Source organism: Pseudomonas marginalis, from assembly GCF_900105325.1.
GTDB lineage: Bacteria > Pseudomonadota > Gammaproteobacteria > Pseudomonadales > Pseudomonadaceae > Aquipseudomonas > Aquipseudomonas marginalis.
Window position 1 is genome coordinate 3,917,254 of record NZ_FNSU01000003.1, and the last position, 24,560, is coordinate 3,941,813.

Consider the following 24,560-nt stretch of genomic DNA (forward strand, 5'->3'; position numbering starts at 1 on the left):
CAAGACTGATTTCCGGCCAAAAAAAAGCCCGCATCGCTGCGGGCTTCTTTTTAACGCCTCAGGCTTAGTTCACCTTAGCGTTCAACTCACCTTTCAAATACCGCTGGTACATCGCTTCCAACGAGATCGGCTTGATCTTCGAAGCATTACCGGCAGTACCGAACGCTTCATAACGAGCGATACACACATCACGCATCGCGGTCACAGTCGCACCGAAGAACTTGCGCGGGTCGAACTCACTCGGGTTGGTGGCCATCAGGCGACGCATCGCGCCGGTGGACGCCAGGCGCAGGTCGGTGTCGATGTTGACCTTGCGCACGCCGTACTTGATGCCTTCGACGATTTCTTCAACCGGTACGCCGTAGGTTTCTTTGATGTCGCCGCCGTACTGGTTGATGATCGCCAGCCATTCTTGCGGTACCGAGGAAGAACCGTGCATCACCAGGTGGGTGTTAGGGATGCGCTTGTGGATTTCCTTGATGCGGTCGATCGCCAGTACGTCGCCAGTCGGTGGCTTGGTGAACTTGTAGGCGCCGTGGCTGGTGCCGATAGCGATCGCCAGGGCGTCCACTTGGGTCTTCTTGACGAAGTCGGCAGCTTCTTCCGGGTCGGTCAGCATCTGGCTGTGATCCAGCACGCCTTCGGCGCCGATGCCGTCTTCTTCACCGGCCATGCCGGTTTCCAGGGAACCCAGGCAACCCAGTTCGCCTTCAACCGAAACGCCGCAGGCGTGGGCCATGGCCACGGTTTGTTGGGTTACGCGTACGTTGTACTCGTAGTCGGTCGGGGTCTTGCCGTCTTCGCCGAGGGAGCCGTCCATCATCACCGAGCTGAAGCCCAGCTGGATGGAGCGCTGGCACACGTCAGGGCTGGTGCCGTGGTCCTGGTGCATGCACACCGGGATGTGTGGGAATTCCTCGATCGCGGCGAGGATCAGGTGACGCAGGAACGGGGCACCGGCGTATTTGCGCGCACCGGCCGAAGCCTGGACGATCACTGGGGAGTCGGTCTTGTCAGCGGCTTCCATGATGGCGCGCATCTGCTCAAGGTTGTTGACGTTAAAGGCTGGGACGCCGTAGCCGAACTCGGCTGCGTGGTCCAGCATTTGACGCATGCTGATAAGTGCCATTGTGTTGTCTCTCCCGGTCGAGGGTCGTTAATCGTGCAAGCCTGCCGTAGCGGCGGCTGCTATTCAAGTTATTGCAGGTCAGGCTTTGCATGCCTGGCGTGCTGAATCGTTATTGCTGATGTGGGAGGGGGGCTTGCCCCCGATGACAGCCTGTCAGTGATGACTCTGTTGGCTGATCCACCGCTATCGGGGGCAAGTCGAATCGTCGCACCGCCCCTCCCACATTTTGGTCTCATCGATGTTGAGACCGCGTTCTATTTACTGGGCCTTGCAGCCGCGCCCGATCAAATCGTCGGTGGCAACCCAGTAAACCAGGCCTTCCTCACCTTTTGTGTGAAACGCCAACTGGTCGTTGCTGTACAGCACGCCCGAAGCCGCCACATCCTGTTTGAGGCGATAAACCTGGTCGGAACCGCCGAGGCGTACATCCACCTCACTGCGGGCCTGGTTGGCGAAGCGCCAGTTGACCTCGGCCTTGCTGTCGCAGGTCCAAGTGGTCCACTTACCTTCCGGCTCTGCCTTGTTGAACATGTTCATGCTGCTGCAACCGGCCAATAGGGCCAGGGCTGCCAGGGCGAAAACGCCTTTCATTGCCAATCCTCGCAGCGGGGCCAAAGGCCGCCGATGCCGTCGGTTAGTTGATCAGACCCGTCAAGGGCAACCCTGTTCCTGACCGTTGGGCGCGGAGTCGTATTTCTCCAGCCGTTCGTTGCCGATGCGCTTGTTGATTACCGGCATGGTCTCGGCTTGCCAGTCAGCCTGATAGCAGCTTTTTTTCTGCTCCGTGGCAGGTTTGCCTGCCGCCGGCGCTGCGCTTGGCGTGCTGCCGCAGCCGGCCAACAGGCCCGCTGCGATCACCATTGCCAACGACTTGATCATGGGAATACTCCTTTTCCGGATCACGAGCCTTAGCCTTTGGCTCGGGTTTCCAGCACTTCCACGGCGGGCAGGACTTTGCCTTCGACGAATTCGAGGAATGCGCCGCCACCGGTAGAAATGTAGGAGATCTGGTCGGCAACGCCATATTTATCGATGGCCGCCAGGGTGTCGCCGCCGCCGGCGATTGAGAATGCCGAGCTGTCTGCGATGGCCTTGGCCAGCACTTTGGTGCCGTTGCCGAACTGGTCGAACTCGAACACGCCGACCGGACCGTTCCACAGGATGGTCTGGGAGGCTTTCAGCAGTTCTGCAAAGTTGGCTGCAGTTTGCGGGCCGATGTCCAGGATCATGTCGTCGGCGGCCACGTCGGCGATGAGCTTGACGGTGGCTTCGGCGGTTTCAGCGAACTCCTTGGCAACCACCACGTCCACCGGCAACGGCACGCTGACCTTGGCGGCGATGGCGCGGGCGGTGTCGAGCAGGTCCGGCTCATACAGGGACTTGCCCACCGGGTGGCCTGCTGCCGCCAGGAAGGTATTGGCAATGCCGCCACCAACGATCAACTGGTTGCAGATCTGGCTCAGGCTGTTGAGCACGTCCAACTTGGTGGACACCTTGGAGCCGGCAACGATGGCAGCCATCGGTTGGGCCGGAGCGCCCAGGGCCTTGCCCAGTGCCTCCAGTTCAGCCGCCAGCAATGGGCCGGCAGCCGCCACCTTGGCGAACTTGGCCACGCCGTGGGTCGAACCCTCGGCACGGTGGGCGGTACCAAAAGCGTCCATCACGAACACGTCGCACAGGGCGGCGTATTGCTGGGCCAGTTCGTCGCTGTTCTTTTTCTCGCCTTTGTTGAAGCGCACGTTTTCGAACAGCACGATGTCGCCAGGCTTAACGTCGACGCCGCCCAGGTAGTCAGCCACCAACGGCACGTCACGGCCCAGGGCCTTGCTCAGGTAGTCGGCTACCGGCTTGAGGCTGTTTTCGGCGGAGAACTCACCTTCGGTCGGGCGACCCAGGTGGGAGCAGACCATCACGGCCGCGCCTTTTTCCAGGGCCAGCTTGATGGTCGGCAGCGAGGCCAGGATTCGCGCATCGCTGGTGACAACACCGTCCTTGACGGGGACGTTGAGGTCTTCGCGAATCAGTACGCGCTTACCTTGCAGATCGAGGTCGGTCATCTTCAACACGGTCATGGGTGGCAGTTCCTGAATTACTGTTGAGGTTGTTTAGAGGCGATATGCAGATAATGTTCCGCAACGTCGAGCATTCGGTTGGCAAAGCCCCATTCGTTGTCGAACCAGGCCAGGATGTTCACCAGCCTCGGACCGGAAACGCGGGTCTGGCTGGCATCGACAATCGCCGAATGCGGGTCATGGTTGAAATCACAACTGGCGTGGGGCAACTCGGTGTAGGCCAGCAAGCCTTTGAGCGGGCCGCTGGTGGCGGCGTCGCGCAGGATCCGGTTGACCTCCGTCGCATCCGTGTCGCTGACGGTTTGCATGGTGATGTCCAGGCAGGACACGTTCACCGTCGGCACCCGTACGGCTTTGGCCTGGATTCGCCCGGCAAGTTCCGGCAGCAGGCGTTCAATGCCGCGGGCAAGGCCTGTGGACACCGGAATCACCGACTGGAACGCCGAGCGCGTGCGGCGCAAGTCTTCATGGTGATAGGCGTCGATCACCGGCTGGTCGTTCATCGCCGAGTGGATGGTGGTGATCGACACGTAGTCCAGGCCGATCGCCTGATCCAGCAGGCGCAACAGCGGCACGCTGCAGTTGGTGGTGCAGGAGGCATTGGACACCAGCAGCTCATTGCCGGTCAGGCAATCCTGGTTGATGCCGAAGACGATGGTGGCGTCGACATCCGCCTCGCTGGCCATCGGCTGGGAAAACAGCACACGCGGAGCACCGGCGTCGAGGAAACGCTGGCCATCGGCACGGGTGTGATAGGCACCGGAGCATTCCAACACCAGGTCGACGCCCAGCGCCGCCCAGTCGATGCCCTCGGGGGTGGCGCTGCGTAACACTTTCACGCAGTCGCCGTTGATATGCAGACAATCGCCTTCGACCCGCACTTCGCCGGGAAAGCGGCCGTGGGTGGAGTCAAAGCGTGTCAGGTATTCGATGCTGGCCATGTCGGCCAGGTCGTTGATCGCGACAATTTCAAACCCGGCTGCCGCCCCTCGCTCGAACAGAGCACGCAAGACGCAACGACCAATGCGGCCGTAGCCGTTGAGTGCAACTTTGTAGGGACGCGTTTGGGGCATGGGGTTCTCGCATTGTGGGCGACACAAACCACTGTAGGAGCGAGCTTGCTCGCGAAGAACCTGAGAGCGCCGCGTTAAACCAGAAACGCTGCGTTATCGTTAACGATCTTCGCGAGCAAGCTCGCTCCTACAGTAGAGGCGGTGACCAGTAGGCCACCGCGTTAGCGCTTTAGTCTTCCAGCAGCTCTTCAGCCTGACCCAGGATATTTTCCAGGGTGAAACCGAACTCTTCGAACAACGCTGGCGCCGGCGCCGACTCACCGTAGGTGGTCATGCCGATCACGCGGCCTTCCAGGCCCACGTACTTGTACCAGTAGTCGGCGTGAGCCGCTTCGATGGCGATACGCGCGCTGACCTGCAACGGCAGGACCGATTGCTTGTAGCCGGCGTCCTGGGCTTCGAACACGCTGGTGCACGGCATGGACACAACGCGCACGTTCCGGCCTTGGGCAGTCAGCTTGTCGTACGCCTGAACGGTCAGGCCCACTTCGGAACCGGTGGAGATCAGGATCAGCTCGGGCTCGCCGATGCAGTCCTTGAGCACGTAGCCGCCACGGCTGATGTCGGCGATCTGCGCGTCGGTACGCACCTGGTGTTGCAGGTTCTGACGGGAGAAGATCAGCGCCGAAGGGCCGTCCTTGCGCTCGATCGCGTGCTTCCAGGCCACCGCGGATTCCACCGCGTCGGCTGGGCGCCAGCAATCCAGGTTCGGCGTGGTGCGCAGGCTGGTCAGTTGCTCGACCGGCTGGTGCGTCGGGCCGTCTTCGCCGAGGCCGATGGAGTCGTGGGTGTACACATGGATCACGCGCTTCTTCATCAGCGCGGCCATACGTACGGCATTGCGCGCGTACTCCATGAACATCAGGAAGGTCGCGCCGTAAGGCACCAGGCCGCCGTGCAGGGACACGCCGTTCATGATGGCGCTCATGCCGAATTCGCGCACGCCGTAGTACATGTAGTTGCCGCTGGCGTCTTCGGCCGAGACACCTTTGCAGCCTTTCCACAGGGTCAGGTTGGAACCGGCCAGGTCGGCCGAACCGCCGAGGAACTCAGGCAGCAGCGGGCCAAAGGCGTTCAGGGTGTTCTGGCTGGCTTTACGGCTGGCGATGGTCTCGCCCTTGGCCGCGACTTCAGCAATGTAGGCCGAGGCTTTTTCCGAGAAATCGGCAGGCAGGTCACCGGCCAGGCGACGCACCAGCTCGTTGGCCAATTCCGGGAATTCGGCGGAGTAGGCGGCGAAACGCTGGTCCCATTCGGCTTCGGTGGCCAGGCCTTTCTCCTTGGCATCCCATTCGGCGTAGATGTCGGCCGGGATTTCGAACGGGCCGTGGTTCCACTTCAGCGCGGCGCGAGTCAGGGCGATTTCCGCGTCACCCAATGGGGCACCGTGGCAATCTTCCTTGCCTTGCTTGTTCGGCGAGCCGAAGCCGATGGTGGTCTTGCAGCAGATCAGGGTCGGCTGCGCGCTCTTGCGGGCGGTGTCGATGGCGGTCTTGATCTCTTCCGGATCGTGGCCGTCGACATTGCGGATTACCTGCCAGTTGTAGGCTTCGAAACGCTTGGGGGTGTCATCGGTGAACCAGCCTTCGACTTCGCCGTCGATGGAGATACCGTTGTCATCGTAGAAGGCGATCAGCTTGCCCAGGCCCAGGGTACCGGCCAGGGACGCGACTTCGTGGGAAATGCCTTCCATCATGCAGCCATCACCCAGGAACACATAGGTGTGGTGATCGACGATGTCGTGGCCAGGGCGGTTGAACTGCGCGCCCAGGACTTTTTCGGCCAGCGCGAAGCCCACGGCGTTGGCCAGGCCTTGGCCCAGGGGACCGGTGGTGGTCTCGACGCCCGGGGTGTAGCCGAATTCCGGGTGACCCGGGGTGCGGCTGTGCAGCTGGCGGAAGCTCTTGAGGTCATCGATGGTGACGTCGTAGCCGGTCAGGTGCAGCAGCGAGTAGATCAGCATCGAGCCGTGGCCGTTGGACAGTACGAAGCGGTCACGGTCGGCGAACGACGGGTTGCTCGGGTTGTGCTTCAGGTAATCACGCCAAAGTACCTCGGCGATATCCGCCATGCCCATCGGGGCACCGGGATGGCCGCTGTTGGCTTTTTGCACGGCATCCATGCTGAGGGCACGAATGGCGTTGGCACGCTCACGACGGCTGGGCATCGCTGTTCTCCTGAGGATTTTGAAGAGTGAATGATTAAAAGAAACGGAAAAAAGGATCGGCATTTTCCCTCAGCCACCGCCTGCGGGCAATGACAGATAGTCACTTGCAGGTGTTTTTCCTGTGCTTTGGGCAGCAATCGCTTGCAGAAACCTTTAACCGCTTCGTCTAAAGGTTATAGCGGCTGCTTATAACCGCCACTTATCGATCAATATCAAAACTTTTTGATATTGACCTTGCGGGGATACTCACCCGTCACTAGACTGCTGGCCTTATGAACCTACCCGTGCCCACCCTGCGTCCTGACGACGGCGAAGAGCTGGCAGCCTTGTGCAAGGCCGCTGGCGACCCATTGCGTCTGAACGTATTGCGCGCACTGACCAACGACTCATTCGGCGTACTGGAACTGGCACAGATCTTCGCCATCGGCCAGTCGGGCATGAGCCACCACCTGAAGGTGCTGGCCCAGGCCGACCTGGTCGCCACCCGCCGCGAAGGCAATGCGATTTTCTACCGCCGCGCCCTGCCCCACGCCGACCTGCTCGGCGGCAAGTTGCACGCGGCCCTGCTTGAGGAAGTGGACAGCCTGAGCCTGCCCCATGACGTGCAGTCACGCATCGGCCAGGTCCACGGGCAACGTGCCGCCGCGAGCCAGGACTTTTTCGCACGGGTTGCCGAGAAATTTCGCGCCCAGCAGGACTTGATCGCAGGCCTGGCCCAATACCGCGACAGCGTACTGGCGCTGCTGGACAAGCTGAGCTTCAGTGAAGAAGCGACGGCGCTGGAAGTCGGGCCTGGAGATGGCGGCTTCCTGCCGGAACTGGCACGCCGCTTTCGGCAGGTCACGGCGCTGGACAACAGCCCGGCGATGCTCGAACTGGCACGCCAGCTCTGTGAGCGCGAGGCGTTGGGCAATGTCAGCCTGCAGTTGGCTGATGCCCTGAGCAGCACAACGATCAAGGCCGATTGCGTGGTGCTGAACATGGTCTTGCACCATTTCGCCGCCCCCGCCGACGCTTTAAAGCAAATGGCCGGGTTGCTGCACCCCGGCGGTAGCCTGTTGGTTACGGATTTATGCAGCCACAACCAGAATTGGGCCAGGGAGGCCTGCGGTGATCTCTGGTTGGGTTTTGAACAGGACGATCTGGCCCGTTGGGCCACCGCTGCGGGACTCGTTCCCGGGGAAAGCCTCTATGTAGGTTTACGTAATGGTTTCCAGATCCAGGTCCGCCACTTTCAGCGACCGACTGGCGACACTCACCATCGGTAAATATCAGGAAAACATCGAGATGAGCGAATACTCCCTTTTCACCTCCGAGTCCGTGTCTGAAGGGCATCCGGACAAAATCGCCGACCAGATTTCTGATGCGGTGCTGGATGCCATCATCGCTGAAGACAAGTTCGCCCGTGTGGCGTGCGAGACCCTGGTGAAAACCGGTGTAGCGATCATCGCCGGCGAAGTGACCACTACCGCCTGGGTTGACCTGGAGCAGATCGTTCGTGACGTGATCACCGACATCGGCTACAACAGCTCCGACGTCGGTTTCGACGGTGCGACCTGCGGCGTGATGAACATCATCGGCAAGCAGTCGCCCGACATCAACCAGGGCGTCGACCGTGCCAAGCCGGAAGACCAGGGCGCCGGCGACCAGGGCCTGATGTTCGGCTACGCCAGCAACGAAACCGAGGTGCTGATGCCAGCCCCGATCACCTTCTCGCACCAGCTCGTGCAACGCCAGGCCGAAGCGCGTAAATCCGGCGTGCTGCCTTGGCTGCGCCCGGACGCCAAGTCCCAGGTGACCTGCCGCTACGAAGGCGGCAAGGTGGTCGGCATTGACGCCGTCGTACTGTCGACCCAGCACAACCCGGACGTTTCCTACGCTGACCTGCGCGAAGGCGTGATGGAGCTGATCGTCAAGCACGTGCTGCCGGCCGAACTGCTGAGCAAGGACACCCAGTTCCACATCAACCCGACCGGCCAGTTCATCATTGGCGGCCCGGTAGGTGACTGCGGCCTGACCGGTCGCAAGATCATCGTCGACAGCTACGGCGGCATGGCTCGTCACGGCGGTGGCGCTTTCTCCGGTAAAGACCCATCCAAGGTTGACCGTTCGGCCGCCTACGCCGGTCGCTACGTGGCCAAGAACATCGTTGCTGCCGGCCTCGCCGAGCGTTGCGAGATTCAGGTGTCCTACGCCATCGGCGTGGCCCAGCCTACGTCGATCTCGCTGAATACCTTCGGCACCGGCAAGATCAGCGATGACAAGATCATCAAGCTGGTGCGCGAGATCTTCGACCTGCGCCCTTACGCGATCACCACCATGCTCGACCTGCTGCACCCGATGTACCAGGAAACCGCAGCCTACGGCCACTTCGGTCGTACCCCTGCGCAGAAGACCGTCGGCGACGACACCTTCACCACCTTCACCTGGGAAAAAACCGACCGCGCCAACGACCTGCGCACTGCCGCCGGCCTGTAATCGCCCACGGTACATAAAGCCTAGCCGGGTTTGCCCGGCGGGGCTTTTTCTTGCCTGCGGGACCGCCTTCACATTTTTTGGATCCAAAGCTTGCAGGCACAATAATGGCCCTCTAGAATCCGCGCCCTCTCGGGCCTTCACCTTATTTTGGATATTGCCCTGCACCCGCCCGGGACTCATAAGTGCGCAGGCAATCGAACATTGAGGTTTTTCATGCGCATCTCCACGCTCGCCCCTGCCGCCCTTCTGATCAGCCTGTTCGCCCTGCCGGCCCACGCCGCCGACCTGAGCGCATTGAGCGGCGCCCTGGGCTCCCAGCTGGGTGTCGGCAATTCCGGCGACTGCCAAAAGCAATCCGCAGACCTGCAAACCAAGATCGATGCGGCCGAAGCCAGCAAAGACAGCTTGAAAGTGAAGGCCTTCAAAGCAGCGCAAGACCAGATCAACAAAGGTTGTGACAAACTCTCCGAAGCCCAGGCCAAAGCCGATGCCAAGCAGCAAACCCAGGAAGCCAAGGCTGATAAGCCTGATGCCGTGAAAGCGCTGGGCGGCCTGTTCAAGTAAGCCGAAACACCCGGTAAAAAGCCCCGCAGCGTCGGGGCTTTTTTGTGGGTGAACGGATCATTTAGGCTGGGCGCCCCTTTCGAGCAAGGATGCTCATGATGCGTTTACTGATTGCTCTGCTCCTCAGCGCTCTACCCTTTTCGGCCTGGACTGAAAACTGCCCCGATGAGGCCGGGACCCAGGTCGACACCCTGGCCGAACAAATCCGCCTGTGGGACGACAGTTACCACCGCCTCGGCCAATCCCCCGTCAGTGATGAACTCTACGACCAGGCCCGCCAGCGTCTGGCCCACTGGCGCCAATGCGTGCCCACCCCCACGGCGCCTGATGATCCGCTGGCCAGTTCACGGGGCACCTTGCCGCACCCGGTCGCCCATACCGGCCTCGAAAAGCGCCTGGATGAGCAAGCCGTGGGCGCCTGGCTGGGCACGCGCCAGGATGTATGGATCCAACCCAAGGTGGACGGCGTTGCAGTGACCCTGGTGTACCGCCAGGGGCGGTTGAAACAGGTGATCAGCCGTGGCGATGGCAAGCTGGGCCAGGACTGGTCGGCCTCCGCGCGCAAGATCCCCGGCATTGTCCAGCAACTGCCGGAACCCATCGACCTGGTGCTGCAAGGCGAACTTTATTGGCGCCTCGACGAGCATGTGCAATCGGCACGCGGCGGGCTCAACGCGCGCAGCAAGGTGGCCGGGCTGATGAATCGCCGACAGCTGCGCGACACCGACGCCGCCGGCATCGGCCTGTTTGTCTGGGCCTGGCCGAATGGCCCCGCAGCCTTTACCGAACGCCTGGCCACCCTGGCTCGCTGGGGTTTCACCGACAGCCAGCGCTACAGCCAGCCCGTCCAGGACATCATCGAAGCAGCACATTGGCGCACCTATTGGTACAACCACCCCCTGCCCTTTGCCAGCGACGGCGTGGTGCTGCACCAGGCGCAGCGCGCACCCGCTGAACGCTGGCAGGCCAGTGCGCCTTATTGGGCGGTCGCCTGGAAGTACCCCGCCTCCAAAGCCCTGGCCCTGGTACGCCAGGTGCAATTCAAGATCGGCCGCACCGGACGCATCACCCCCATTCTGGAACTGGAGCCGGTGCGCCTGGACGACCGCCGGATCAGCCGGGTCAGCGCCGGCTCCTTGAAGCGCTGGCAGGCCCTGGATATTCGCCCGGGCGACCACGTGTCCATCAGCCTGGCGGGCCAAGTGATCCCTCGGCTGGACCAGGTGATCCTGCGCAATACCACCAGGGTCGACCTGCCAGTGCCCGACCCTCGGGACTTTCACGCCTTGAGTTGCTGGCAGCTGGACCCCGGCTGCGAAGAACAGCTGCTCGCACGCCTTACCTGGCTGAGCGGCAACCAGGGCCTGGCATTGCCGCACATAGGCCACGAGACGTGGAACATATTGATCCAGGCCGGTCTAATCGCAGGCTTTCTCGATTGGTTAACCCTGGATGCGGCAGAGCTTGCTAACATTGATGGCTTCGGTGAGCGCAGCCGCACGCGGCTGCTCGACAGCCTTCACAGCGCTCGGCAACGCCCCTTCGCACAATGGCTCAAGGCCTTGGGTGTACCGCCTGCGGCACGCGGCAACCTGGAGGGCAACTGGCAGACGCTGGTCGCCAGAGACACACAGGCCTGGCTGGCCATCGATGGCATCGGCCCGGGTCGCGCAGCGCAACTGAGCGCTTTTTTTCGCGACCCACACGTACAGACATTGGCTGAAACATTACGTGTGGCCGGAATAGACGGGTTTTGAACCCGACCCAGCCACCTTTAAATCACAGCAGAATTCACCCTGCTATTTGCGACCCCGGAGCTCCACATGAAATTCCTCGCCCCTTTTGCCCTGCTGACCGTCGCAAGCTTCATGACTACGCCACTGCTGGCCGCCGAAGAAGCCACCCCACTCACCGGCTGCGCCGCCAAGCGCCAGGCCATCAGCACCCAGATCGAACAAGCCAAGGCCCACGGCAACAGCGACCAGCAAGCCGGCCTGGAAAAAGCCCTGAGCGAAGTCACCGCCAACTGCACGGATGCCGCCTTGAGGAAGGAGCGCGAAAACAAGGTACTCGACGCCAAGCACGACGTCAGCCGCCGTCAGGCCGACCTCGACAAGGCGATGAAAAAAGGCGACGCGGACAAGATCAACAAGCGCAAGGACAAGCTCGCCGAGTCACGCAAGGAACTGCAGGACGCCGTGGAAGAACTCGACCAGTAAAACCGGTCAGTGGTCGCGAAATTGTTTATGGCAGGCACTGCAGGCATCTTCGACTTTCTGTACGGCAGGCGTAAGGTTGCTGGCCTTGTAGGGCTGCACCTGGCTGGCGCTCACCAACTCACCGGTGGCCGCTTCCAGATCGCGGGCCAGTTGCTGGAACTGCGCCTGTTTTTGCCACACGTCGTCCTTGGCGCTGGTGTGATCCTCTTCGCGTACGCTCGGAAAATGTTTCCACGGTTCATGGGACAACGCATCGAGCTTGACCGCGCCTTCGGCGAATTTCGCGCCATCGAAGGCAATGCGCCCGCGCAACATGCCGCCCAGGTCTTCAGCGGTCTTGAGCATTTGCTTGAAGATCGCCTTGCGCTGGCCCAGGGGCGAATTCGGATCGACGCCGCCGCAGGCGGACAGTGCCAGGCAGGCCAACAGCACAAGCGTAATTTTTTTAAAAGTCATGGTGGCTCAGGTCACGGGAAACGGCGGCCAGTATCCTCGCCCTGCCCGTAAAGACCAATAGCCCTATTAATAATAAGGGTTGCCCACAGGCGCTACGGCGCGGGCAATCGCTTCAGGAACCGTTTGTATGAATCTCACATTGAAACACTGGAGCCGCCGCCTGGCATGGGCTCTGCCGATGATTGCACTGCTGGCAGGCTGTGACGCGGGCAAGGACAGCGGTAAAGACACGGCTAAAGAAGAAGCTGCCAAGCCCCACGCCGTCGCCACCTATGTAAGCGCTCCCTGGGAGGCGTTGCCCGCCGTGTCCGACAGCGACCTGCTGGCCGGCTTCGAATCCTGGCGCAGCGCCTGCCAACGCCTCAAGGCCGACCCTATATGGGGGGCCACCTGCGCAGCAGCGGGTCCCGTGCCAGCCGATGCCGTGGCGGTGCGCGGTTTTCTCAAGGAGCGCCTGGATGTGTTCGGCCTGCGTTCGGCTGACAACACCCCCAACGGCTTGATCACCGGCTACTACGAACCGGTCTACCCCGGCAGCCTGACCAAGACCGCCGCCGCTCACGTACCCGTGTATGGCGTGCCGGATGACCTGATCACCGTCAATCTGGAAAGCATCTACCCGGAGCTCAAGGGCAAGCGCCTGCGCGGCCGCCTCGAAGGCCGCGTGCTCAAACCCTATGACGATGCCAGCGCCATCAACGGTCAAGGCTCCACCGCCAAGCCGATTGCCTGGCTGACCAACCCGATGGACCTGCAATTCCTGCAGATCCAGGGCTCGGGGCGCATTCAACTCAAGGACGGGCGCCAGCTGCGCGTCGGTTACGGCGACCAGAACGGCTACCCCTATCGCCCTATCGGCCGTTGGCTGGTGGAGCAAGGCGAGTTGAAGAAAGAAGACGTGACCATGGGCGCCATCAGCGCTTGGGCCAAGGCGCACCCGGAGCGCATCCCGGAACTGCTGGCGAGCAACCCCAGCTACGTCTTCTTCAGCGCTCGCCCCGACAGTAATGAAGGCCCGCGCGGTTCGCTGAATGTGCCGTTGACCGCTGGCTACAGCGTAGCAGTGGATCGCAAGGTGATTCCGTTGGGCAGCCTGTTGTGGCTGTCGACTACCAAGCCCGACGGCTCGCCATTGGCACGCCCCGTCGCCGCGCAGGACACCGGCGGTGCAATCACCGGAGAAGTGCGCGCGGATTTGTTCTGGGGCACGGGTGACGCTGCCGGAGAGCTGGCGGGAAATATGAAGCAGCAAGGGCAGATCTGGATGCTATGGCCCAAGGGCGCGGCGTTGCCGCAGGTGCCGGATGTACCCACCGGAACCTGACACTCGCCGAAAACACACCGTAGGAGCGAGCTTGCTCGCGAAAAACGTCAACGATAACGCAGCGCTTTCTGGCAGCCCGCGTCGTCTGTTCGTTCTTCGCGAGCAAGCTCGCTCCTACAGAAACCGGTTCAGATCGACACGAAGAAGAAGCTCGCAATCAACACCATGCCCACCGCCCACACCAGCGAGCGCAGTATCGCCCAGTCGGCGAGGTAGCAAATGATGTACAGCAGGCGGCTGGTGATAAACAGCACGGCCAGCACATTGATGGTCACCAGTTCGGCCGTGCCGGCCAGGTGGGCGATAATCACCGCGGCGGCAAATGCGGGCGTCACTTCAAAGCTGTTGAGCTGCGCACTGTGGGCGCGCTTGGCAAACCCTTCAAGGGTATCCAGGAAAGCACGCGGGTCGTGGTTCTGCCGCGGCCCGAACTTGCCGCCACTGAACTTGGCCACGCCCGTGCACAGGTAAGGCAGAAAAATCGCGATCAACACACACCAGAAAGCAGCCGTCATCACTCAGTCCTTTTGTCGTTTTATGCAGCGATTAGAGTTCTAGCACTAAAAACTCAATATCGCACCTAACCGCTATGAGCCGCGCGCTACCGAAAGGTTCTACCGCACTTTCACCCAAGACCTTGCAACCTCACGCCGCCACTGCGGTCCATCCCCCACTAACAACCCCCCACCTTCCAAGGACCCCGGATGCTTGAACTTGTCGCCGCCTTCATTTGCCTCACTACCCTGCTCACCTATGTGAACTTCCGCTTTATCGGCCTGCCGCCCACCATCGGCGTGATGGTCACGGCCCTGCTGTTCTCCCTGATCCTGCAAGGCCTGAGCCTGCTCGGCTACCCAGGCCTTGAGGAGCGCATCCAGCAATTGATCGGCCAGATCGACTTCGGCGACCTGCTGATGAACTGGATGCTGTCGTTCCTGCTGTTCGCCGGCGCCTTGCACGTCAACTTGAACGACCTGCGCAGCTACCGCTGGCCCATCGGCCTGCTGGCAACCTTCGGTGTGTTGATCGCCACCGTGGTGATCGGCAGCCTGGCGTATTACATCTTCGCCCTGTTTGGCTGGCACGTGAGCTTCCTGTACTGCCTGTTGTTCGGCGCACTGATCTCGCCCACCGACCCCATTGCGGTACTGGGCGTGCTGCGAACCGCCAATGCGTCGAAACCGCTGAAGACCACGATTGTGGGCGAGAGCCTGTTCAACGACGGCACGGCGGTGGTGGTGTTTACCGTATTGCTGGGCATCGCGCAGTTGGGCGAGACGCCTACCGTGGGCGCCACGGCCTTGCTGTTCGCCCATGAGGCAATTGGCGGCGTGGTCTTCGGCGGGCTGATCGGCTATCTGGTGTACCTGATGATCAAGAGCATCGAACAGCACCAGATCGAAGTGATGCTGACCCTCGCCCTGGTCATCGGCGGCTCGGCGATGGCCACCGAACTGCACGTCTCCGCACCGATCGCGATGGTGGTGGCCGGGCTGATCATCGGCAACCTGGGACGCAAGCTGGCGATGAACGACATGACCCGGCGCTACCTGGACGGCTTCTGGGAATTGCTGGACGACATGCTCAACGCGCTGCTGTTTGCGCTGATCGGCATGGAGCTGCTGCTGTTGCCGTTCAACTGGCTGCACGTGTTCGCGGCCGGTTTGCTGGCGGTGGCGATCCTGCTGTCGCGCCTGCTGACCGTGGCGCCGGCGATCCTGTTGCTGCGCCGCTGGCGTACGGTGCCGCGCGGCACCATCCGTATCCTGACCTGGGGCGGCCTGCGCGGCGGGGTCTCGGTGGCTCTAGCGCTGGCCCTGCCGCTGGGCCCGGAGCGCGATCTGCTGCTGAGCATCACCTACATCGTGGTGCTGTCGTCGATCCTGGTGCAGGGCTTGACCATTGGCCGAGTCGTAAAGCGCGTAGCCGAGCCTCAGTGAAGCGGTGAGGATTTACCTCGCTACACCACACGTTTGCCTACGGGTGCACTGCAATTGCACAGGTGTTCAAGCAAGTGCCGCATCGCCAGTGGGCGGCGCGGCGTCGAGCTATGCATGACGACCAGATCCCGCGCATAGCGCGGCGCGTCGTCGACCGGCAAGACACACAGGCCATTGCGAGACATCCCTGCCCACTGCGGTACCAGTGATACACCCATGCCTTGGGCGACCAACATGACGATGGTTTCCAAGGCATCCAGCTCACACAACACCTGCGGATCAAAGGACTGTTCATCGAGGAAACGCTGGGCAATCTGCCCACCCCACGAGCGAGCGTCGTAGCGAATGAATGATCGCTCGCGCAGCAATGCTTCTAACGTTTGCGTGCCCCACTCAGCGGGGGCAATCAGAATCAGAGGTTCAGCCCGCAACAAGGTCGTCGCCAAAGCCTTGGGTGGCTGAAAGGGTGGCCTGACAAGAATCGCCGCGTCCAGCTCCTGGGCCAGCAATCTCTCATAGAGGCTTCTGGAGTCTCCCGGTGTGATCTTCAGCCTCAGCCCAGGTGCCGACAACGCCAGTCGCTCTATCGCCCCCGGCAAGACGCCGGTCAATGCCGTCGAAATGGCACCGATCTTGATCTCTCCCGACAAGCCATCCTGGCTCAGGTCCTCCTGCAACTCGCGCGCCTGCTCAATGACTGCTTGAATTTTTGGTAACAACAATAGGCATTGGTCCGAGGGCCACGCGGCATGCGCAGTGCGCATAAGCAGCGTGCACCCCAGCGTCCGCTCAAGCGCCTTGACCCGCTGGCTGATCGCCGCTGCGGTACGGTTTTCACGTCGCGCGGCCGCTGCAATGGAGCCGGCTTCAATGACGGCGACCAGACTTCTCAGGAATCGAACATCCATAAGTTTTCCTTTCGCTCAGACCAAGGCGAACCCGTTTTACCCGGGTACACGGCCTGTTTAATTTGAGGGCTCTCCCACACAGAGATCCCTCCCATGAACAGACCTTTCCACGCTGCATATCATGTTTACGACCTAAATCAGGCGCGCATTTTTTATCGAGATGTTTTGGGCTGCACGGAAGGCCGTAGCAGCGAGACCTGGATCGACTTCGATTTTTTCGGGAACCAGCTTTCACTGCACCTGGGGACGCCGTTTCCCACCACGCGTACCGGGCTGGTCGGTGAGCATCATGTCCTGATGCCGCATCTCGGCGTGGTGTTACCGCTTGAGGAATGGTTGACGCTTGCCGAACGGCTTGCCCACCTGGGCACATGTTTCGAGATTCCGCCCGTGATCCGCTTCGCTGGCGAGCCAGGCGAGCAACGCACGATGTTTTTCCTTGACCCCAGCGGCAACCCCATCGAGGTGAAAGGGTTCAAGGACTTCGCCGGGCTGTTCGCTCAATAAATCCCTGATATCTACAACAATAAGGGGCACCCACATGACCACCAAAAAACCATCCAGCCTTGTCACCCGTATCATGATCGGTCTGGCCGCCGGGATAATCGTCGGCATCCTTCTCAACCAGTTTCCCGAACACAAGATCTGGTTCATCGACAATCTGCTGCAACCGGCAGGCGACTTGTTTATCAAGCTGATGAAGATGATCGTCGTGCCTCTGGTCTTCGCTTGCATGACAGTCGGCATTGCCGGCATGGGAAATCCTGCCGCCTTGGGACGCGTCGGCGTGAAGACCTTCGTTTACTTCTTCACGATCACCAGTGTTGCAATCGTCTTTGGTCTGATCGTTGGAAACGTCGTCGAGCCCGGCTCAGGTGCCGAATTTGGCAGTACGTTGCAGACGCCAGTAACAGAACTGGCCGCCTACGGCAAAACGCAGAATCTGGGGCAAACGCTATTGGCGATTGTGCCGGATAACATCGTCTTGGCCATGTCGCAGGGCAAGCTGCTCTCCGTGCTGTTTTTCGCCATCCTGTTCGGCTGCGCCTTGTCTATGCTGCCCGAGCAGCGCAAGGCCCCCCTGATCGGTGTGATGCAGGCCATCTCCGACACCATGTTCAAAGTCACCCATCTGGTCATGCATTACTCACCAATCGGCATTTTCGGGCTGATCGCAGTCACCGTCGCCAGCTTTGGCCTCAGTGCCTTGCTGCCGCTGGCCAAACTGATCGGCACGACTTATGTCGCAGTGCTGTTATTTGCATTGTGCGTATTGGGAGCAGTTGCACGATTGGCGGGGGTCGGCTTTTTCCACTTGGTGCGGGAGATACGCAGTGAATTATTGCTGGCCTATAGCAGCGCTGCGTCAGCAACAGTCATGCCTCAATTGATCGAAAAAATGGAGCGCTACGGCGCCCCGCGCCCTATTACCAGCATGGTTATCCCGCTGGGCTACTCGTTCAACCTGGATGGCGCTTCGCTTTTTGCTGCGTTGGGCACGTTGTTCATCGCCCAGGCGTATGGCATTGACTTGAGCCTGGCTGATCAGGGAATGCTGGTATTGATCATGGTGTTGACATCAAAGGGCGCGGCGGGCGTACCGGGCTTCATGTTTATCATCCTTACCGCGACCTTGACCGCCGCGGGTCTGCCCGTGGAAGGAGTGGCGATCATTGCAGGCGTGTATCGCCTGATGGATATGCCGGTCACAGCATTGAATGTGCTGGGCAACGCGCTGGCGCCATTGGTTATTGCCCGGTGGGAGGGTCGGCTGAATGCACCTGACCGCACAATTGCCACCGAGTCTGCCAGCGCGTCGCTCAAAGTCTGAAAGTCCTGGTCCAGGTGCCTCGCAAAGAACCCGTTTGAGTCTTTGCGGGGCGAGATCAGGCCTTTTTCTTACTCTGGGAAAGCTGCTCCCGTGCGCCGGAGTGAGTAGCAGAAGGTGCCTTGCTTTCGCTGCGAATCTGCGCATGACTGATCAACGCAAAGATAAAGCTGCCACCGATGATATTGCCGGCCAGTGTGGGGCCGGCAAACACCAGCCAGAAATCCTTCCACGGCAGCTCGCCGGCAAACACCAGGTACGACACTTCCGCCGAACCCACCACGATATGGGTGAAATCCCCCAGGGCCATCAGGTAGGTGATCAGAATGATGATCCACATCTTGGCGCTTTCCATCGACGGGATCATCCACACCATGGTGGCGATCATCCAGCCGGAGACGATGCCCTTGGCGAACATCTGGCTGGCGTCGTTTTCCATGATCTTGCGCCCGATTTCGAGGAAGGCCAGGTCGGTCTTGGTGTCGAAGATCGGCAGATGCAGCATCACATACGCCACCAACAGCGTGCCGCAGAGGTTGCCCACCAGCACCACCGACCACAGCCGCAACAGGCGCCCGGCATTTGCCAGGGTTGGCTTGCTCATCACCGGCAGCACGGCGGTCAGGGTGTTTTCGGTGAACAGTTGCTGGCGCGCCAGGATCACCGCGAGAAAGCCTGCGCAGTAGCCGAAGCTGGCGATCACCTTGAAGGCCTCTCCGTCCGGAAGGCGTGAATTGAGCAGCCCCATGGCCATCAATGACAGGCCCATGGTCAGGCCGGCTGCCAATGCCGACCACCACAAGGCGGCGACGCTGCGCTCCAACTCCTGATCGCCCTGGGTGCGGATAATTTCATGCAGCACCGCCGCGCGGGGCGGCTGGTTCTTGTCGACGTCCTGCTGCTCTTCCTGGGACAGGTTCGGGGTCTTGCCGTCTTCTTGCGTGGCCATGGTGGTACCTGAACGGGGGGCGATGTTCAGGTACGACCTATGGTTGATCAAGAGCGTTCACTGGCCCGGCGCAGGTTTACTCGCGGATGCCATCTTCCTGGAACTGGTCCTTGACGTACTTGATCTCGGTGCGCCCATGAGGTGCGGGCAAACCGTCCTCGCCAAGGTTGACGAAGACCATTTTTTCCACGGTGAGGATGCTTTTGCGGGTGATCTTGTTGCGCACTTCACAGGTCAGGGTGATGGAGGTGCGGCCAAACTCGGTAGCAGTGATCCCGAGTTCGATGATGTCGCCCTGGCGCGAGGCGCTGACAAAGTTGATTTCGGAGATGTACTTGGTCACCACGCGCTGGTTGCCCAGTTGGACGATGGCATAGATGGCCGCTTCTTCGTCGATCCAGCGCAGCAGGCTGCCACCGAACAGGGTGCCGTTGGGGTTGAGGTCTTCAGGTTTTACCCATTTGCGGGTGTGGAAGTTCATGGTCACTCCAAAGCGTCTTGCCGAATGATGGGCAACATCATGGCAGAGCCCGCCCCCAAGCTCTATGCGCCATTGCCTATCAACCCCATGTGCGATCTTCATATGGCCGACAGAAAGGCTTGGGAAGTGCCGCGTACACGGCTATAATCGCCCCGCTTCAAAACGGTCATCTTCAGTTGATACCGTTTCTCCCGCCACCTGTCCGAGGGGCGCTGCAGCAGGTTCAACCTGTCAGGCTCGGATGGGGCGTTGTCCGGCCTGGTTGCCCTGGCCTGATACTAAACGCACAACGGCGCCCATTCGCACACTACGAATGGAGGCTCTTAATGAGCGCTGTAATTACGCCTGCAGATTTCAACGACTACAAAGTCGCCGACATGTCCCTCGCTGCCTGGGGCCGTCGCGAAACCTTTATCGCCGAATCCGAAATGCCAGCCCTGATGGGCCTGCGTCGCAAGTATGCCGCTGAGCAACCGCTCAAGGGCGCGAAGATTCTCGGCTGCATCCACATGACCATCCAGACTGCCGTGCTGATCGAAACCCTGGTTGCCCTGGGTGCCGAAGTGCGTTGGTCGTCCTGCAACATCTTCTCGACGCAAGACCAGGCCGCTGCCGCCATCGCCGCTGCCGGTATCCCGGTATTCGCCTGGAAAGGCGAGACCGAAGAAGAGTACGAGTGGTGCCTGGAGCAAACCATCCTTAAAGATGGCGCGCCTTGGGATGCCAACATGATCCTCGACGACGGCGGCGACCTGACCGAGCTGCTGCACAAGAAGTACCCACAGATCCTCGACCGCGTCCACGGCGTGACCGAAGAAACCACCACCGGCGTGCACCGCCTGCTGGACATGCTGGCCAAGGGCGAGCTGAAAATCCCGGCCATCAACGTCAACGACTCGGTGACCAAGAGCAAGAACGACAACAAGTACGGCTGCCGTCACAGCCTGAACGATGCCATCAAGCGCGGCACCGACCACCTGCTGTCGGGCAAGCAAGCCCTGGTGATCGGCTACGGCGACGTGGGCAAGGGTTCTTCCCAATCCCTGCGCCAGGAAGGCATGATCGTCAAAGTCTCCGAAGTCGACCCGATCTGCGCCATGCAAGCCTGCATGGACGGTTTCGAAGTGGTTTCGCCGTTCATCGATGGCGTCAATGACGGCACCGAAGCCAGCATCGACAAGGCCCTGCTGGGCAAGATCGACCTGATCGTGACCACCACCGGTAACGTCAACGTCTGCGATGCCAACATGCTCAAGGCCCTGAAGAAGCGCGCCGTGGTGTGCAACATCGGTCACTTCGACAACGAGATCGACACCGCTTTCATGCGCAAGAACTGGGCGTGGGAAGAAGTGAAGCCGCAGGTACACAAGGTTCACCGTACCGGCGCTGGCGCTTTCGACCCACAGAACGACGACTACCTGATCCTGCTGGCCGAAGGCCGCCTGGTTAACCTGGGCAACGCCACCGGCCACCCAAGCCGCATCATGGACGGCTCGTTCGCCAACCAGGTACTGGCCCAGATCTTCCTGTTCGGCCAGAAATACGCCGACCTGTCGCCAGCCCAGAAAGCCGAGCGCCTGACCGTGGAAGTACTGCCGAAGAAACTCGACGAAGAAGTGGCCCTGGAAATGGTCCGCGGCTTCGGTGGCGTGGTAACTCAGCTGACCAAGACCCAGGCCGACTACATCGGCGTGACCGTCGAAGGTCCGTTCAAGCCGCACGCTTACCGCTACTAAGTAATCAGCCCAACCTGCTCTACCTGTGGGAGCGAGCTTGCTCGCGAAAAACTCAAGGACACCGCGTACATCCTGTTTCTACGCGTTATCGTTGACGTTCTTCGCGAGCAAGCTCGCTCCTACAGTGCAGATGGGTTGCACAGTCGGCTTCTGAGTTTCAAAGGGTATGACCATGTCCCAAGACCGTCGCTACAGCTTCGAGTTCTTCCCCACCAAGACCGATGCTGGGCATGAAAAACTGATGGCGACTGCCAAGCAGTTGGCCAGCTACAACCCCGACTTCTTCTCCTGCACCTACGGCGCCGGCGGTTCGACGCGTGATCGTACGATCAACACCGTGTTGCAGCTTGAAAGCGAAGTCAAAATTCCCGCCGCTCCGCATTTGTCCTGCGTGGGCGACAGCAAGGCCGACCTGCGCGGCCTGCTGACCCAATACAAGGCCGCCGGCATCAAGCGCATCGTTGCCCTGCGTGGCGACTTGCCGTCCGGCATGGGCATGGCCAGCGGTGAGCTGCGCTACGCCAATGACCTGGTGAGCTTCATTCGCGAAGAAAGCGGCGATCACTTCCATATCGAAGTGGCCGCCTACCCGGAGATGCACCCCCAGGCGCGTAATTTCGAAGACGATCTGCAGAACTTCGTGCGCAAGGCCAACGCCGGCGCCAATAGTGCGATCACCCAGTACTTCTTCAACGCCGACAGCTATTTCTACTTCGTCGAGCGTGTACGCGCCATGGGCGTGAACATCCCGATCGTGCCGGGCATCATGCCGATCACCAACTACAGCAAGCTGGCGCGCTTCTCCGACGCCTGCGGTGCTGAAATCCCACGTTGGGTGCGCAAGCAACTGGAAGCCTATGGCGACGACGTCAAGAGCATCCAGGCGTTCGGCGAACAGGTGATCAGCAATATGTGTGAAGAATTGTTGCAAGGTGGCGCGCCAGGCCTGCACTTCTATACCCTGAACCAGGCTGAACCAAGCCTCGCGATCTGGAACAACCTTAAACTGCCACGCTAGGCCGGTTTAATCGCTGTACCCAGCCCTCGTTATCACGGGGGCTTTTTTCGTCTACATACCCCCTGGAAAGGAAGCCTGCAGTACATGAATACAGCGTCCCCGACTCCCCGCCCGCAACTGGTGTACCTGGTATTCGGCGCCGAGACCTATCATCAGGAAGCCGTATTCAGCATCGCCAGTGCCCTGGCCCACCTGGGCGGCCCCCAGGACATGCCATTGGACATCCAGGTGTTCAGCGACAATCCGGCCCCCTATCGCGGCTTGCCGGTACAGGTTCACACCCTGGACGACGCCACGCGCAAACGCTGGAGCGAGCCCCACGGCTACCATTTCCGCACCAAGCACGTGCTGTTGCGCCAGGTGCTGGAAACAGCGGAACGGGCGCTGTTGATCGACACCGACACCTTTTTTCACGACTCGCCCATGGCGCTGTTCGAACGTGTCGCGCCCGACACCGTGCTGTGCAATGCCTTCCACGCCAAGTACGGCGACAACCGCGAAAGCGTGCTGTATGAAGCACTGGCCAGGCACCTTGCAGACAAAGGCCTGGCCGACGACGACATGTGGCTGCTCAACTCCGGCGTCATGGGCCTGACCCGGCAAGATGCGCACATCCTTGATCGCTCGATCGAGTTGATGGACGAGCTGTTCCCGATGGCCCACGGTGCCTACACCCTGGAAGAGTTCTGCCTGTCGGTGGCCGCTTACCGTACGCTCAATGTGCGCCAGTGCCCCGACCTGATCCACCACTACTGGAGCCGCAAGCAGTTGTTCCGGGCCAAGGTCAAGGCGTGGGTCACCAAGCACGCCGCAGACCCTATCTGCGCCAAAGCCCTGGCCGACACCCGCAATGTGTCTGCCCACCTGCCCCGCCCGCCCCGACTGCAACGCTTGATGTACAAGCTGATCACCCTGGCCTTGCCCAAACGCAAGCAGCAGTTCATCCGCGAAATCCTCTACGGCTGCTACGAGCACGAAAATGAATTCGACCAGGCCTGTGGCCCGATTTGGTGGGAAAAGGCCCTGCAGAATCAGGAAGAGCGGCAAAAAAGCCCGGTCGATGCGCACCAGCTCGAACATTGGTTCGCCAACCCAGTGGTGCGCCTGATTCTGGGCGAGCGACGTGCAGCCATCTATGAACACCTGATGACCTCACCGACAAAATAGCGTCGCCCGCAGATGGGTGTGCCAGCGCTTCTCTTTAGCGCACGGGCGTCGTAACCTCGGGGCATGCCCGTCATTCTGAAGCTGTTGACCGTTGCGCTTTTTACTTGCTTGAGCCTGGCCGCTTATGGCGAGAAATTGCGCATTGTCACCGAGCCCTGGGCGCCTTACGTGTATGAGGAACACGGCGCCATGCGCGGGCTGGACTACGAAACCACGGTGATCGTGTTCCAGCGCCTGGGGGTCGATGTGCAATGGCAGTTCCTGCCCTGGAAGCGCTGCCTGGCCATGCTCGATCAGGGCCATGCCGATGGCGCACTGGATATTTTCCACAGCCACGAACGCGACGCACTGCTGCTGTACCCCAGCGAACCGTTGTCGGAAGTGGAATTCGTGATGTTCTACGCCAACGCACGCCCTCACCCGGTCCAAGGCCTCGACGAGCTGGACGGCCTCACTGTCGGCACGTCGCCAGGCTATCTGTACGGCGCGCCATTCAGCGACTCCACCCGGTTCAGCCGCGAGCCGGCCCCCAGCCACGAGGCCAACTTCGGTAAATTGCTGTTGGGACGCATCGACCTGCTGATCACCGACCGCCGGGTCGGCCAGCATGTGATCAAGGCCCTGGGCCTGGAAGGCAAGGTCAGCCAGGCCCCCGTCGTGGTCAGCCGCCAGCAGCAGTACCTCGCCGTACGCCGTGGCGCGGGGATGGACCTGCTGGTGCAACGCTTTGCCGCCGAACTCAAGCGTTTCAAACAGGAGCCGGCCTACGCCGTCTTAAGCGCCAAATATGGTGGAACCCAAGCCAAAACAGCGTCCGGACACACCGTTGAGCAGCAGGAAAGCGGCGCACAGTGATTGCTCTGTTATACTCCGGCCTTTCCGCCAGGCTTACGCCCGGCCGCTGAGGTCCTGAAAAAGGCACCCAACCCCGCTACTGCGCAGCTTTCAGCCCGCGCGAGCCGGTGGAGTGCCCGCCAGACGCAGCAGGACCGGACGGGATTGCGCTCCCCTAAGCGCCATTCGCGCCCGGCAAGATTATCCCTCTGGGCCA

Annotated in this window: 24 protein-coding genes and 1 riboswitch; of the genes, 13 read left to right on the plus strand and 11 right to left on the minus strand. The window is 60.9% G+C overall.

Going from position 1 to position 24,560, the window contains the following annotated elements:
• Positions 1-64: 64 nt before the first annotated feature.
• The 6 genes from fba to tkt form a co-directional block, all read right to left on the minus strand.
• Complete coding sequence (fba, locus tag BLW22_RS27535; RefSeq protein WP_003177554.1) at positions 65-1,129, minus strand: class II fructose-bisphosphate aldolase; 1,065 nt, start codon at positions 1,127-1,129, stop codon at positions 65-67.
• Positions 1,130-1,387: 258 nt separating this feature from the next.
• Entirely contained in the window at positions 1,388-1,720 is a 333-nt protein-coding gene (locus tag BLW22_RS27540; RefSeq protein WP_027606036.1) for an MliC family protein, read from the minus strand.
• Between the two features lie 60 nt (positions 1,721-1,780).
• A complete protein-coding gene (locus BLW22_RS27545) occupies positions 1,781-2,008 on the minus strand; it encodes a hypothetical protein (RefSeq protein WP_027606037.1) in 228 nt (75 codons plus the stop codon).
• 29 nt (positions 2,009-2,037) lie between these two features.
• Positions 2,038-3,201: a phosphoglycerate kinase gene (locus BLW22_RS27550; protein WP_027606038.1), complete on the minus strand. Its 1,164-nt coding sequence runs from the start codon at positions 3,199-3,201 to the stop codon at positions 2,038-2,040.
• A 17-nt stretch (positions 3,202-3,218) separates the two neighbouring features.
• Positions 3,219-4,274 (minus strand): erythrose-4-phosphate dehydrogenase, encoded by a 1,056-nt coding sequence (gene epd, locus BLW22_RS27555; protein WP_065947508.1) that lies wholly within the window; start codon positions 4,272-4,274, stop codon positions 3,219-3,221.
• A gap of 169 nt (positions 4,275-4,443) precedes the next feature.
• On the minus strand, positions 4,444-6,441 hold the full coding sequence (gene tkt / locus BLW22_RS27560) for a transketolase (protein WP_065947509.1): 1,998 nt from the start codon (positions 6,439-6,441) through the stop codon (positions 4,444-4,446).
• 272 nt (positions 6,442-6,713) lie between these two features.
• Between tkt and BLW22_RS27565 the strand changes: the two genes are divergently transcribed.
• The 5 genes from BLW22_RS27565 (at position 6,714) to BLW22_RS27585 (ending at position 11,702) form a co-directional block, all read left to right on the plus strand.
• Positions 6,714-7,709, plus strand: a complete 996-nt coding sequence (locus BLW22_RS27565) for an ArsR/SmtB family transcription factor (RefSeq protein ID WP_027606041.1) — start codon at positions 6,714-6,716, stop codon at positions 7,707-7,709.
• A gap of 19 nt (positions 7,710-7,728) precedes the next feature.
• The gene (gene metK / locus BLW22_RS27570) at positions 7,729-8,919 is read left to right on the plus strand and encodes a methionine adenosyltransferase (protein ID WP_065925490.1); all 1,191 of its coding nucleotides are present in this window, start codon (positions 7,729-7,731) and stop codon (positions 8,917-8,919) included.
• A gap of 213 nt (positions 8,920-9,132) precedes the next feature.
• Positions 9,133-9,483, plus strand: a complete 351-nt coding sequence (locus tag BLW22_RS27575) for a hypothetical protein (RefSeq protein ID WP_065925491.1) — start codon at positions 9,133-9,135, stop codon at positions 9,481-9,483.
• Between the two features lie 95 nt (positions 9,484-9,578).
• Positions 9,579-11,240: an NAD-dependent DNA ligase LigB gene (gene ligB, locus BLW22_RS27580; protein WP_074847800.1), complete on the plus strand. Its 1,662-nt coding sequence runs from the start codon at positions 9,579-9,581 to the stop codon at positions 11,238-11,240.
• A gap of 66 nt (positions 11,241-11,306) precedes the next feature.
• The gene (locus BLW22_RS27585; RefSeq protein WP_065947512.1) at positions 11,307-11,702 is read left to right on the plus strand and encodes a DUF1090 domain-containing protein; all 396 of its coding nucleotides are present in this window, start codon (positions 11,307-11,309) and stop codon (positions 11,700-11,702) included.
• A gap of 6 nt (positions 11,703-11,708) precedes the next feature.
• Here the strand turns inward: BLW22_RS27585 and BLW22_RS27590 are convergent, their stop codons facing one another.
• Positions 11,709-12,158 carry a c-type cytochrome gene (locus BLW22_RS27590; RefSeq protein ID WP_074847801.1) on the minus strand — a complete coding sequence of 150 codons (450 nt, stop codon included), beginning with the start codon at positions 12,156-12,158 and terminating at the stop codon, positions 11,709-11,711.
• Between the two features lie 127 nt (positions 12,159-12,285).
• Here BLW22_RS27590 and mltA point away from each other — a divergent pair, with 127 nt between their 5' ends.
• Complete coding sequence (mltA, locus tag BLW22_RS27595) at positions 12,286-13,482, plus strand: murein transglycosylase A (protein WP_074847802.1); 1,197 nt, start codon at positions 12,286-12,288, stop codon at positions 13,480-13,482.
• A 128-nt stretch (positions 13,483-13,610) separates the two neighbouring features.
• On the opposite strand, the gene BLW22_RS27600 is transcribed toward mltA, so the two are convergent.
• Positions 13,611-13,997, minus strand: coding sequence for an MAPEG family protein (locus BLW22_RS27600; RefSeq protein ID WP_065925496.1), 387 nt, complete (start codon positions 13,995-13,997; stop codon positions 13,611-13,613).
• Positions 13,998-14,186: 189 nt separating this feature from the next.
• Here BLW22_RS27600 and BLW22_RS27605 point away from each other — a divergent pair, with 189 nt between their 5' ends.
• Positions 14,187-15,422 carry a cation:proton antiporter gene (locus tag BLW22_RS27605; RefSeq protein ID WP_065925497.1) on the plus strand — a complete coding sequence of 412 codons (1,236 nt, stop codon included), beginning with the start codon at positions 14,187-14,189 and terminating at the stop codon, positions 15,420-15,422.
• A gap of 20 nt (positions 15,423-15,442) precedes the next feature.
• Here the strand turns inward: BLW22_RS27605 and BLW22_RS27610 are convergent, their stop codons facing one another.
• Positions 15,443-16,330, minus strand: coding sequence for a LysR family transcriptional regulator (locus BLW22_RS27610; protein ID WP_065925498.1), 888 nt, complete (start codon positions 16,328-16,330; stop codon positions 15,443-15,445).
• Between the two features lie 93 nt (positions 16,331-16,423).
• On the opposite strand from BLW22_RS27610, the gene BLW22_RS27615 reads away from it, so the two are divergent.
• On the plus strand, positions 16,424-16,837 hold the full coding sequence (locus tag BLW22_RS27615) for a VOC family protein (RefSeq protein ID WP_065925499.1): 414 nt from the start codon (positions 16,424-16,426) through the stop codon (positions 16,835-16,837).
• Between the two features lie 34 nt (positions 16,838-16,871).
• Complete coding sequence (locus BLW22_RS27620) at positions 16,872-18,161, plus strand: cation:dicarboxylate symporter family transporter (RefSeq protein ID WP_235865614.1); 1,290 nt, start codon at positions 16,872-16,874, stop codon at positions 18,159-18,161.
• 55 nt (positions 18,162-18,216) lie between these two features.
• Here the strand turns inward: BLW22_RS27620 and BLW22_RS27625 are convergent, their stop codons facing one another.
• Together BLW22_RS27625 and BLW22_RS27630 are read right to left on the minus strand one after the other, a co-directional pair.
• The gene (locus BLW22_RS27625) at positions 18,217-19,107 is read right to left on the minus strand and encodes a formate/nitrite transporter family protein (protein ID WP_065925500.1); all 891 of its coding nucleotides are present in this window, start codon (positions 19,105-19,107) and stop codon (positions 18,217-18,219) included.
• 76 nt (positions 19,108-19,183) lie between these two features.
• Positions 19,184-19,588: an acyl-CoA thioesterase gene (locus BLW22_RS27630; RefSeq protein ID WP_065925501.1), complete on the minus strand. Its 405-nt coding sequence runs from the start codon at positions 19,586-19,588 to the stop codon at positions 19,184-19,186.
• A gap of 198 nt (positions 19,589-19,786) precedes the next feature.
• Positions 19,787-19,893, plus strand: a riboswitch (S-adenosyl-L-homocysteine riboswitch).
• A gap of 21 nt (positions 19,894-19,914) precedes the next feature.
• On the opposite strand from BLW22_RS27630, the gene ahcY reads away from it, so the two are divergent.
• From ahcY to BLW22_RS27650, 4 genes are all read left to right on the plus strand, one after another.
• Positions 19,915-21,324: an adenosylhomocysteinase gene (ahcY, locus tag BLW22_RS27635; RefSeq protein ID WP_053128057.1), complete on the plus strand. Its 1,410-nt coding sequence runs from the start codon at positions 19,915-19,917 to the stop codon at positions 21,322-21,324.
• Between the two features lie 172 nt (positions 21,325-21,496).
• Positions 21,497-22,342 (plus strand): methylenetetrahydrofolate reductase [NAD(P)H], encoded by an 846-nt coding sequence (gene metF / locus BLW22_RS27640; protein ID WP_065925508.1) that lies wholly within the window; start codon positions 21,497-21,499, stop codon positions 22,340-22,342.
• A gap of 84 nt (positions 22,343-22,426) precedes the next feature.
• A complete protein-coding gene (locus BLW22_RS27645; RefSeq protein ID WP_065925502.1) occupies positions 22,427-23,509 on the plus strand; it encodes a hypothetical protein in 1,083 nt (360 codons plus the stop codon).
• A 63-nt stretch (positions 23,510-23,572) separates the two neighbouring features.
• The gene (locus BLW22_RS27650; RefSeq protein WP_074847804.1) at positions 23,573-24,364 is read left to right on the plus strand and encodes a substrate-binding periplasmic protein; all 792 of its coding nucleotides are present in this window, start codon (positions 23,573-23,575) and stop codon (positions 24,362-24,364) included.
• The last annotated feature ends 196 nt before the right edge of the window (positions 24,365-24,560 follow it).

Coding starts and splice junctions, on each gene's coding strand:
- fba (WP_003177554.1), bottom strand. CDS start 1,129: ATGGCACTTATCAGCATGCGTCAAATGCTGGACCACGCAGCCGAGTTC.
- BLW22_RS27540 (WP_027606036.1), bottom strand. CDS start 1,720: ATGAAAGGCGTTTTCGCCCTGGCAGCCCTGGCCCTATTGGCCGGTTGC.
- BLW22_RS27545 (WP_027606037.1), bottom strand. CDS start 2,008: ATGATCAAGTCGTTGGCAATGGTGATCGCAGCGGGCCTGTTGGCCGGC.
- BLW22_RS27550 (WP_027606038.1), bottom strand. CDS start 3,201: ATGACCGTGTTGAAGATGACCGACCTCGATCTGCAAGGTAAGCGCGTA.
- epd (WP_065947508.1), bottom strand. CDS start 4,274: ATGCCCCAAACGCGTCCCTACAAAGTTGCACTCAACGGCTACGGCCGC.
- tkt (WP_065947509.1), bottom strand. CDS start 6,441: ATGCCCAGCCGTCGTGAGCGTGCCAACGCCATTCGTGCCCTCAGCATG.
- BLW22_RS27565 (WP_027606041.1), top strand. CDS start 6,714: ATGAACCTACCCGTGCCCACCCTGCGTCCTGACGACGGCGAAGAGCTG.
- metK (WP_065925490.1), top strand. CDS start 7,729: ATGAGCGAATACTCCCTTTTCACCTCCGAGTCCGTGTCTGAAGGGCAT.
- BLW22_RS27575 (WP_065925491.1), top strand. CDS start 9,133: ATGCGCATCTCCACGCTCGCCCCTGCCGCCCTTCTGATCAGCCTGTTC.
- ligB (WP_074847800.1), top strand. CDS start 9,579: ATGATGCGTTTACTGATTGCTCTGCTCCTCAGCGCTCTACCCTTTTCG.
- BLW22_RS27585 (WP_065947512.1), top strand. CDS start 11,307: ATGAAATTCCTCGCCCCTTTTGCCCTGCTGACCGTCGCAAGCTTCATG.
- BLW22_RS27590 (WP_074847801.1), bottom strand. CDS start 12,158: ATGACTTTTAAAAAAATTACGCTTGTGCTGTTGGCCTGCCTGGCACTG.
- mltA (WP_074847802.1), top strand. CDS start 12,286: ATGAATCTCACATTGAAACACTGGAGCCGCCGCCTGGCATGGGCTCTG.
- BLW22_RS27600 (WP_065925496.1), bottom strand. CDS start 13,997: ATGACGGCTGCTTTCTGGTGTGTGTTGATCGCGATTTTTCTGCCTTAC.
- BLW22_RS27605 (WP_065925497.1), top strand. CDS start 14,187: ATGCTTGAACTTGTCGCCGCCTTCATTTGCCTCACTACCCTGCTCACC.
- BLW22_RS27610 (WP_065925498.1), bottom strand. CDS start 16,330: ATGGATGTTCGATTCCTGAGAAGTCTGGTCGCCGTCATTGAAGCCGGC.
- BLW22_RS27615 (WP_065925499.1), top strand. CDS start 16,424: ATGAACAGACCTTTCCACGCTGCATATCATGTTTACGACCTAAATCAG.
- BLW22_RS27620 (WP_235865614.1), top strand. CDS start 16,872: ATGACCACCAAAAAACCATCCAGCCTTGTCACCCGTATCATGATCGGT.
- BLW22_RS27625 (WP_065925500.1), bottom strand. CDS start 19,107: ATGGCCACGCAAGAAGACGGCAAGACCCCGAACCTGTCCCAGGAAGAG.
- BLW22_RS27630 (WP_065925501.1), bottom strand. CDS start 19,588: ATGAACTTCCACACCCGCAAATGGGTAAAACCTGAAGACCTCAACCCC.
- ahcY (WP_053128057.1), top strand. CDS start 19,915: ATGAGCGCTGTAATTACGCCTGCAGATTTCAACGACTACAAAGTCGCC.
- metF (WP_065925508.1), top strand. CDS start 21,497: ATGTCCCAAGACCGTCGCTACAGCTTCGAGTTCTTCCCCACCAAGACC.
- BLW22_RS27645 (WP_065925502.1), top strand. CDS start 22,427: ATGAATACAGCGTCCCCGACTCCCCGCCCGCAACTGGTGTACCTGGTA.
- BLW22_RS27650 (WP_074847804.1), top strand. CDS start 23,573: ATGCCCGTCATTCTGAAGCTGTTGACCGTTGCGCTTTTTACTTGCTTG.